Source organism: Vannielia litorea (genome assembly GCF_018424695.1).
GTDB classification, from domain to species: Bacteria; Pseudomonadota; Alphaproteobacteria; order Rhodobacterales; family Rhodobacteraceae; genus Vannielia; species Vannielia litorea_A.
The window spans coordinates 1-7,999 of the sequence record NZ_QTNQ01000122.1 but is presented as its reverse complement, the minus strand read 5'-3'; the positions used below and the strand labels follow the sequence as shown (position 1 = coordinate 7,999).

Annotated in this window: 9 protein-coding genes and 4 tRNA genes; 11 read left to right on the top strand and 2 right to left on the bottom strand. The window is 67.6% G+C overall.

Annotated elements, in window-relative coordinates:
- The 5 genes from ccmA to DYI42_RS22310 all read left to right on the top strand — a co-directional run.
- The coding region (ccmA, locus tag DYI42_RS22330; protein ID WP_213549122.1) for a heme ABC exporter ATP-binding protein CcmA at positions 1-555 on the top strand (555 nt) is incomplete at its 5' end.
- A 115-nt stretch (positions 556-670) separates the two neighbouring features.
- Entirely contained in the window at positions 671-1,327 is a 657-nt protein-coding gene (ccmB, locus tag DYI42_RS22325; RefSeq protein WP_213549120.1) for a heme exporter protein CcmB, read from the top strand.
- A 56-nt stretch (positions 1,328-1,383) separates the two neighbouring features.
- Positions 1,384-2,139: a heme ABC transporter permease gene (locus DYI42_RS22320; RefSeq protein WP_213549118.1), complete on the top strand. Its 756-nt coding sequence runs from the start codon at positions 1,384-1,386 to the stop codon at positions 2,137-2,139.
- Positions 2,132-2,278, top strand: coding sequence for a heme exporter protein CcmD (gene ccmD, locus DYI42_RS22315; RefSeq protein WP_213549116.1), 147 nt, complete (start codon positions 2,132-2,134; stop codon positions 2,276-2,278). Before DYI42_RS22320 ends, ccmD begins: the two co-directional genes overlap by 8 nt.
- Complete coding sequence (locus DYI42_RS22310; RefSeq protein ID WP_213549114.1) at positions 2,275-2,820, top strand: DsbE family thiol:disulfide interchange protein; 546 nt, start codon at positions 2,275-2,277, stop codon at positions 2,818-2,820. Before ccmD ends, DYI42_RS22310 begins: the two co-directional genes overlap by 4 nt.
- Here DYI42_RS22310 and DYI42_RS22305 read toward each other — a convergent pair.
- A complete protein-coding gene (locus DYI42_RS22305) occupies positions 2,817-4,220 on the bottom strand; it encodes an MFS transporter (protein WP_213549112.1) in 1,404 nt (467 codons plus the stop codon). The genes DYI42_RS22310 and DYI42_RS22305 overlap by 4 nt on opposite strands.
- A 115-nt stretch (positions 4,221-4,335) precedes the next feature.
- Here DYI42_RS22305 and DYI42_RS22300 point away from each other — a divergent pair, with 115 nt between their 5' ends.
- The 3 genes from DYI42_RS22300 (at position 4,336) to DYI42_RS22290 (ending at position 5,057) form a co-directional block, all read left to right on the top strand.
- Positions 4,336-4,800, top strand: coding sequence for an HU family DNA-binding protein (locus DYI42_RS22300; RefSeq protein ID WP_213549110.1), 465 nt, complete (start codon positions 4,336-4,338; stop codon positions 4,798-4,800).
- Between the two features lie 12 nt (positions 4,801-4,812).
- Positions 4,813-4,887, top strand: a tRNA-Val gene (locus DYI42_RS22295).
- Positions 4,888-4,981: 94 nt separating this feature from the next.
- Positions 4,982-5,057: transfer RNA gene (locus tag DYI42_RS22290), tRNA-Val, on the top strand.
- A gap of 129 nt (positions 5,058-5,186) precedes the next feature.
- On the opposite strand, the gene DYI42_RS22285 is transcribed toward DYI42_RS22290, so the two are convergent.
- Complete coding sequence (locus tag DYI42_RS22285) at positions 5,187-6,542, bottom strand: gamma-glutamyl-gamma-aminobutyrate hydrolase family protein (protein WP_213549108.1); 1,356 nt, start codon at positions 6,540-6,542, stop codon at positions 5,187-5,189.
- A gap of 243 nt (positions 6,543-6,785) precedes the next feature.
- On the opposite strand from DYI42_RS22285, the gene DYI42_RS22280 reads away from it, so the two are divergent.
- The 3 genes from DYI42_RS22280 to DYI42_RS22270 all read left to right on the top strand — a co-directional run bounded on the left by DYI42_RS22280 (position 6,786) and on the right by DYI42_RS22270 (position 7,875).
- Entirely contained in the window at positions 6,786-7,631 is an 846-nt protein-coding gene (locus DYI42_RS22280) for a hypothetical protein (RefSeq protein ID WP_213549106.1), read from the top strand.
- A gap of 64 nt (positions 7,632-7,695) precedes the next feature.
- Positions 7,696-7,772 (top strand) — tRNA-Asp (locus DYI42_RS22275).
- A gap of 26 nt (positions 7,773-7,798) precedes the next feature.
- Positions 7,799-7,875: transfer RNA gene (locus tag DYI42_RS22270), tRNA-Asp, on the top strand.
- Positions 7,876-7,999 lie beyond the last annotated feature (124 nt).

Sequence of the window (7,999 nt, the reverse complement as noted above, 5' to 3'; positions counted from 1 at the left end):
GGGCTTACCTTCGAGGTTGCACCGGGCGAGGTGCTGGTGCTGCGCGGGCCGAACGGGGTGGGGAAGACCTCGCTGCTACGCGTGCTGGCCGGGCTGGCGGAGCCGCTGGAGGGCGGGGTGGAGAGCGAGGGCGCGGGTTATGCCGCCCATGCCGACGGGCTGAAGGCGACGCTCACAGTGCAGGAAAACCTTGCTTTTTGGGCGGAGCTGCATGGGCAGGGCCTGGGCGACGCTCTGGAGCGGATGAACCTTTCGGCGCTCGCCGAGAGGATGGCCGGGAGCCTGAGTGCCGGGCAGAAGCGGCGACTGGGGCTGGCGCGGCTCTTGGTGACGGGGCGGGCGCTGTGGTTGCTCGATGAGCCGACGGTATCTCTCGACGCGGCCTCGGTGACGCTGTTTGCCGGTGTGGTGCGCGCGCATGTGGCGGCGGGCGGTGCGGCGGTGATCGCCACGCATATTTCGCTGGGGCTGGAGGAGGCGCGGGTGTTGGAGCTGGGCGCGTTCAGGGCTGTCGAGCGGGCCGCGCCCGGCGGGTTTGACGAGGCCTTCCTGTGATGTGCGGGCGGAAAAATCTTCACGAAGATTTTGCGGGCGGGGGCAAAAATCTTCCTGAAGATTTTTGGGGCTGGAAGAATTTTCCTGAAAATTCTTCTGGTCGGAGGCCGGGGGCATGAGGGCGTTGTTGCTGCGCGATATGCGGCTGGCGGTACGCGCGGGCGGGGGCTTTGGGCTGGCGCTGGCGTTCTTCCTGATCGTCGTGACCCTGGTGCCCTTTGCGGTGGGGCCGCAGCCCGAGGTGCTGGGCGAGATCGCGGCGGGGGTGCTCTGGATCGGGGCGTTGCTTGCCTGCCTGCTCTCGCTCGACCGGATCTTCGCGCTGGACTATGAGGACGGCTCGCTGGACTTGCTGGCCACGGCCCCGGTGCCGCTGGAGGGGGTAACGGCGGTGAAGGCCCTGGCGCATTGGCTGACCACTGGCCTGCCGCTGGTGCTGGCCGCGCCGGTATTGGCGGTGCTCCTGCACCTGCCGGGGCCGGGATTCTTGTGGCTGACGGTGTCGCTGGCGGTGGGGACACCTGCGCTTTCGGTCATCGGATGCTTTGGCGCGGCGCTGACGGTGGGGTTGAAGCGGGGCGGCTTGTTGCTCAGCCTGATCGTGCTGCCGCTTTATGTGCCGGTGCTGATTTTCGGGGCCGAGGTGGCGCGGCGGGGCGTGGATGGGCTTGCCGTTGGCACACCGCTGGCGCTTCTTGGTGGCTTGACCGCGGGCGCGGTGGCGTTGCTGCCTTTCGCGGCGGCTGCGGCAATACGTATCAACCTGCGCTGAGGGGCTCCGGGGTATGTGTATTGAGCCGAGACGGGACGGGGCCTAGGGTGCGCGGCATGTCGCTTTGGGAATATGCAAATCCGGTGAAATTCATGGCCACGAGCGGCCGGATTTTGCCTGCCTGTGCGGTGCTTGCCGGGCTGGTGACGCTGGTGGGCGTCTGCTGGGGCTTTTTCGCCACGCCGGAGGACTACAAGCAGGGCGCGACGGTGAAGATCATCTTCATCCATGTGCCGGCGGCGATGATGGCGATCAACGCCTGGGCTATGATGCTCGTGGCTTCGCTGATCTGGGTGGTCCGCCGCCACCACGTGAGCGCGCTGGCCGCCAAGGCCGCCGCCCCGGTGGGGGTGGCGATGACGCTGATCGCCCTGTTCACTGGCGCGGTCTGGGGGCAGCCGATGTGGGGCACCTGGTGGGCCTGGGACCCGCGGCTGACGTCCTTCCTGATCCTGTTCCTGTTCTACCTTGGCTACATGGCGCTTTGGGCCGCGATCGACGACCCGGACACCGCCGCCGACCTGACCTCTGTGCTCTGCCTCGTTGGGTCGGTCTTTGCGATCCTCAGCCGCTATGCGGTGAACTTCTGGAACCAGGGGCTGCATCAGGGCGCCTCGGTGCTGCGGGCCGGGGCGGTGACGGGCAGCGACACGGAGGAGAAGGTGAGCAACGTCTATGCGCTGCCGCTCTTTGTTTCGATGGCGGGGTTCTTCCTGCTGTTTCTCGCGCTGGTGCTGATGGGCACGCGCACGGAAATCCGCGCGCGACGGATCAAGGCGCTGGAGGCGCGGGCGCGGATGGCCGATGCCTGAGCTTGGAAAATACGCCGCAGAGGTGCTGCTGGCCTATGCCGGTTCCATCGCGATCCTGGCCGGGCTGCTCATCGTGACGCTGCGGCGCGGTGCGAAGGTGCGGGCGCGGTTGCGGCAGATGGAAGAGGGCCGGAAATGAAACCGCTTTATTTTGTGCCCTTCGGGGTGATCTTCTTGATCGGCCTGGCCTTTTGGTGGGGCAACGGGCGGGAAGGGCAGAACGAGCTGCCCTCGACCATGATCGGCCGGCCCGCGCCGGAGCTGACCCTCGCGGCGATGCCGGGGGAGCCGGAGTTCAGCCGCGAGATGCTGGACGCCGAGGGGCTGAAGCTGGTGAACTTCTGGGCCAGCTGGTGTGCGCCCTGCCGGGTGGAGCACCCGAACCTCGTGAAGCTGGCGGAGGCGGGGGTGCCGATTTACGGCATCAACTTCAAGGACGACCCGGCGAAGGCGGCGGATTTCCTGGCCGAACTGGGCAACCCCTACACCGCCATCGGCGCGGACGTGGAGGGGCGCAGCGGCTTTGCCTGGGGGGCCTATGGGGTGCCGGAGACCTATCTGATCGACGGCGAGGGCCGCATTCTTGCCCGTGTCGCCGGGCCTGTGACCACCTCGACCTTTGGCCGTGATCTGGGCCCGGCCCTTGAGGCGGCGGGGATCGAGGTGGATCTCTCCGACTAGGCCACGCTCCGGGGTGTCACGGGGCGGTGGGCGTAGAGCCTGCGGGCTGCCAGCAGGGCGAGGAGCGCAACCAGCGTGGCGGTGCCCCAGAGCGCGGCGAGCGGCGGGGCGGTGGCCCCGGTTCCAAGCGCGGGCACCAGCCCGGTGAGGCTTGCGATCCATCCGAAGAGCCCGGCGCCGGTGGCGAAGCCCAATGTCTGCACGGTGGGCATGAAGGAGGCGGTGCGGGCGCGCTCGGCTTCCGGCGCGGCCTCCATGATAAGCTGGTTGGCCGGCCCCCAGGAGAGGCCGAAGGCGGCGCCCGAGAGGGACTGGCCCAGCAGCACCAGCGGCAGGGTGGCGGTGATGAAGCCTGTGCCGACGCAGGCTGCCCCCGCCACCTGAAGCGCGGGTGCAAAGCGCAGCGCGGCCTGCCTGTGGTGGGCGGGCAGGCGGCCCGCGACCATGGCCCAGCAGCTCCAGTTGAGCGCCATGGTGACCACGACCCAGCCGGTGAGGATCGTGGAAAGGCCGAAGATGGCGCGGGTGCAGAGTGCGGTGAAGATCGACGAGACGCTTTGCGCGACGGGCATCAGGAAGATGAGCCAGGTGCCCGCGCCCAGCGGTGTCAAGGTGAAGGCCTCGGAGGGAAAGAACCGGGGCAGGGGGCGGCGGCGATCCACCGTCAACGCCAGCGCCAGAAGGGCGAGGCCGAGGGCGGACACGGGCGCGGCGGGCAGGGCGGAGGGGAGCGCCAGCAGAGCGGCGCCTGCGAGGCAGAGGGCGACGGGGCCGAGCGGGGTGCGGCGCCTGGCCACGAAGCCATCGGCCCGGCGGCCCGGCAGGATCAGCGCGGCGGCGGCCAGGAATGTCAGCGCCAGCGGCAGGCCGGTGAGCATGGCGAAGGGCCAGCCCGCGTGTTCGGTGGCATAGCCGCCCGCGAGCGGCCCCAGCGCGGCGGCGAGGGCCCAGACGGTGGCCTCCACGGCAAAGACCCGCGCCACGATGGAGGCGGCAAAGAGCTGGGGGATGAGCGAATAGCACAGCGCGGCGATCACCCCGTCGGAAACCCCCTGCAAGGCGCGCCCGAGCGCGAAGGCCGGCCCGTTCCAGGCCAGCGCCGTCAGCGCGGTGCCGGCCAGAAAGCAGGCCGCCGCGCCGAGCGCCGTGGTACGCGCGCCAAACCGCACCCGAATCTCGGCCGAGGTGACGCCGCCGGCCACCACGCCGATGAAGAAAAGCGCATAGACCAGCGGGAGCATGGGCAACGCGCCGAGATCGTCCATTGCAACCGGGATCGAGGCCGAAATGGCGAGATCGTTGAAGGCGTGCATGCCGATCCCGGCCGAGATGGCCAGCACCGGGCCACGGGTGCCGGGGGCGAGCAGGGACGGTGCGGAGCGGGGTGTTGAAGCGGTCATGGGGCGACCGTGCGGCCTCAAGCATGGTTGAGGTCAAGTGGACAATTGCACGAGGCCCTGAGCCTGCTAGGCTCGCCTCAAGAGCAGCAGCACAAGAGACAAGAGAGAGGCAAGGATGGCCGGACCGCGAAAGACAACGGGAAGCAGCAAGAGCACATCGACCGGGAAGGCCGGGACCGGCAGCCGGAGCCGCACCGGCACCAAGACCAGCGGCAGCAAGCGCGGGGCGAAGCCCGCGCCCCCGGCGATGAAGCTCGTGGAGCCCGCCCCCAAGCCCGATATCACCGTTGTCACCCCGGCCAAGCCGGTCGTTGCGGACCGCTTGATGAAGAAGCCGGAGTTGGTCGCCCGGGTGATGGAAGCCACGAGGCTGGATCGCAAGGATGTCAAACCCGTGGTCGAGGCAACGCTGGCCGAACTGGCCGCCATCATCGGGGAGGGCACCGACATGCAGATGCCCGAGCTGGGCAAGCTGATGATCCACAAGCGCAAGCCGCTGCCGAATGGCGAGATGGTGATGCTGAAACTGCGGCGAAAAACTGCGGTGAAGCCTCTTGCAGAGGACGACGACAACGGCTAAATCGCCCCCCACGGGTGATTAGCTCAGTGGTAGAGCGCTTCGTTCACATCGAAGATGTCAGGAGTTCAAATCTCTTATCACCCACCAGTTTCGGGGCCCCGCTGCTGAAAAGCGCGGGGCCTTTCACTGCCAGGGGGGCTTGATCCCGGCGCGGCTCTCGCGCTAAAGCCCTCGCCGGTTCGGGTCGTTAGCTCAGTTGGTAGAGCGCTTCGTTTACACCGAAGATGTCGGGAGTTCGAGCCTCTCACGACCCACCACTTCCTTCCAAATGATCCGGGCGGCACCGGGGCGCCGTGTGTTGGGCCCGACCGAAGCATGCCGCTTGCGCGGCGTGTCAGCGTGAGCGATGCGGCCGGTGGTCAGGCGCGGTTGCGGGCCTGGGCGGGTCAGGCGGGCCAGGTTTTCAGGATCATGTCCTTGTCGTCCTGGCTGCAGTATTTTCGGGCCCAGACGTTCTTGAACATGAAGCTGGAGATGCGCTTGCCGGATCGGTCTTTCTTGGTGCGGAATGTCGAGAGCGGGGCGCCGAGGGCGAGGTTGAGCAACTCGTAGGGGGTCAGGAAGAGGTTTCTGTCACGTCCCAGGCCGAAGAGGTAGGCGCGCACGGCCTTCTCGGCGCCGGCCATGTTGTGGTGGCTGGCCCTGTCGCTGGCGTGGCGGGGGATGGAGCTGGCCGGCATCGGTGCGCCCGGGGTCGCGCCGGTGTGGGCGGGCGCGCCGCTGAAGCGGACGCCCTCGGCACGTCCGATGGGCGCGCCCCGCCCGAACCGCTCGATCAGTGCCTCCACCGAGGCGCGATGCGACTGGTAGGCCTTGGCGGCGTCGATCATGTATTGGATCAACGCGAGATTGTTGGCCCGAGACGTCGGGTGCTCTTCGTCCTCCTCGTGGGTGGGCAACTGATACTCGGGGTGCCATTGGGCCCCGATCACCGGAGCGCCTGCGGCGCTTTCCACCGCCTCGCTGGTGCCCGGCTTGCCAGAATCGACCGCGCTTTTCTGGAGCATGTTGTTGGGCGTGACATCGAAGGGTTGCGGCGCCATGCCCGGGCGGGTGCCCATGTTGCCGGTGCGCACGGCGGACCAGTGGACGGAGTTGACATGCATCTCCGGCATCGTCTCGCCTTCCTCGAGACCCTTGCGCACCCCGGCGCGCCCGGTGGCATCTTCGAGCAGGCTGCCGGGCCGGGTGTGGATGCCGTGCTTGAACTCGCTGGACACATTGTCCATCGCGCCGGCGTGGCGGGTACGGTTGGACTTGGTGAAGCCCGAGGTCATCACCTTGCCATCGCGGTCCAGCGCGGCCAGCTCGATGGTGGAGCCGCCGTAGTTTTCCACAAGCCGCCACGAGCCGCCGCAGAGGGCGAGGATGGGCATGCCGAGCATCCGGGCCTGCTCGATCAGGTCGAGCTCGGATTGCGCCCGCTCGCGGGCGTAGGTTGCCGTGCCGCCCGGGCGCGGGGCGTTGGCCGGGTTCAGGGCCACGGCGCGGCCCCTGTTCATCTTGACCGTGGGGATCTGGGTGTCGTTGGCGTGGGGGCCGCCGGGCACCACGAGCAGGTGCATGTCGCCCAGCTCGCCGAGGTTCAGGTCGTCCGGCGTGTCTGCGCCGTCCCAGGCAAGGGAGAACACCGCGAGGTCGCCGCGCAGGTCGATGTGGTCGAAGACGGCGAGATCGCCCCGGTGGGCCACGTTGCGACCGTCGCGGCGCCAGGTGACACCGATGTTGATGGGACCGGGCATGGGCGCCTCCTGCTGCTGCCGCGTGGTGGGCGTCTGCGCGGGCGGGGGAGCGGACCCGGACCGAGAGACGCTGAGGCTAGTTAACCCAAGGGAAGGTGCGCTGTCAAAACCTTGGGCTGAGAAGGTGGCCGCGCCCTCAACCTTCAGTCGATGTGCGACGCGCCCTGGCCGGTCGCTGGACAGGCCCGCGGCCTCTCGCGTAGCCTGTTGCTACAGATTTGAGAGATTTGAGAGGGGTTTGTCATGTTCAAACCGATTTTTGTGGGCGTTGGGCTTGTGCTTTGTGCCGGTCATTCGATGGCGCAGGAGATGCCGCCCTGCGAGGCGCCGCTTTACCTTGGAGATGCGCCGGAGGGCAGCCCGGCGGAGAAGATCCACCGGATCGAGGCCTGGCCCGGCGCTTTTGGTGGCCAGGTGCAATGCATGCGCGGGGTCAAGAACGGGCAGGTGGAGCAATATTGGGCCGAGTTCCTGCCCGACTCGGGCGATACGCAGGAGCATGTGGCCTATACCGAGGGGCGCATCACCTATTACCTGAAGTTCAAGGGAGAGGAGGCCCCGGCGCGGCCGGTGGCCGATTGTGCGCGGCGCAACGGCGGCGGCTACGTGTGCCGGGTGGACATGGCGGCAGGCAAGGGGCTGTTCCTGGTGCGGTTCTTCGACGAGGCGTTGCAGTTTACCGGGCTTCGGGTGATGGCCTTTCCGGCCAGCGGTGTGGTCAACGCCACCCTGTGGGACATGGTGGGCGCGCAGGTTGAGGCCGGGAAGATGGAGATGGCGATGGAGCTGATCCTGCCCGAGCAAGAGCAGCGCTGGCCGCTGAAACGCGAGGACGAATCGCGGCCCGGTGCCCCGGTATGGGGCTTTTCGGGAGATCCTGCGTGGGAGGTGATGCAGGCGCTTTATACCAAGCGCCAGCCGGTGGTGCTGGAGACGAAGGTGAGCAACGAGGTGAACGGACAGCTTGTGACCACCACGGCCACGCATGATGTGAGCGCGGGCAACCTGACCTACCTGATCGACAAGCTCGCGAAGGTTGAGGAACTGATGGTTTCGAGCCTCGAAAAGACCAGGACGATCAAATACTGATTGCGCGCGATTGGCCGCTTGACGCGCCTGTGCCGCCCGCTTAGAAGGCCCCCTACAGCGCTGCGCGGTTGTAGCTCAGTTGGTTAGAGTACCGGCCTGTCACGCCGGGGGTCGCGGGTTCGAGCCCCGTCAACCGCGCCACGCTGTATTTGCCTTTTGGCCCATGCGCGGTTGTAGCTCAGTTGGTTAGAGTACCGGCCTGTCACGCCGGGGGTCGCGGGTTCGAGCCCCGTCAACCGCGCCACCTTCTTCCCTCTCAAGATGATCGAATTTGGCCGCTTCTGGCGGGTCTTTTGCCGTGGGGGGCCAGCCCCCCACGCCCCCCGGAGATATTTGCAGCAAGAAAATGGGGCGGGGAGGTGCTTCGT

What these genes read in the sequence shown, in the direction of transcription:
- DYI42_RS22285 (WP_213549108.1), bottom strand. Translation starts at nt 6,542, where the DNA reads ATGCCCGGTCCCATCAACATCGGTGTCACCTGGCGCCGCGACGGTCGC.
- DYI42_RS22305 (WP_213549112.1), bottom strand. Translation starts at nt 4,220, where the DNA reads ATGACCGCTTCAACACCCCGCTCCGCACCGTCCCTGCTCGCCCCCGGC.
- ccmD (WP_213549116.1), top strand. Translation starts at nt 2,132, where the DNA reads ATGCCTGAGCTTGGAAAATACGCCGCAGAGGTGCTGCTGGCCTATGCC.
- DYI42_RS22280 (WP_213549106.1), top strand. Translation starts at nt 6,786, where the DNA reads ATGTTCAAACCGATTTTTGTGGGCGTTGGGCTTGTGCTTTGTGCCGGT.
- DYI42_RS22310 (WP_213549114.1), top strand. Translation starts at nt 2,275, where the DNA reads ATGAAACCGCTTTATTTTGTGCCCTTCGGGGTGATCTTCTTGATCGGC.
- DYI42_RS22300 (WP_213549110.1), top strand. Translation starts at nt 4,336, where the DNA reads ATGGCCGGACCGCGAAAGACAACGGGAAGCAGCAAGAGCACATCGACC.
- DYI42_RS22320 (WP_213549118.1), top strand. Translation starts at nt 1,384, where the DNA reads ATGTCGCTTTGGGAATATGCAAATCCGGTGAAATTCATGGCCACGAGC.
- ccmB (WP_213549120.1), top strand. Translation starts at nt 671, where the DNA reads ATGAGGGCGTTGTTGCTGCGCGATATGCGGCTGGCGGTACGCGCGGGC.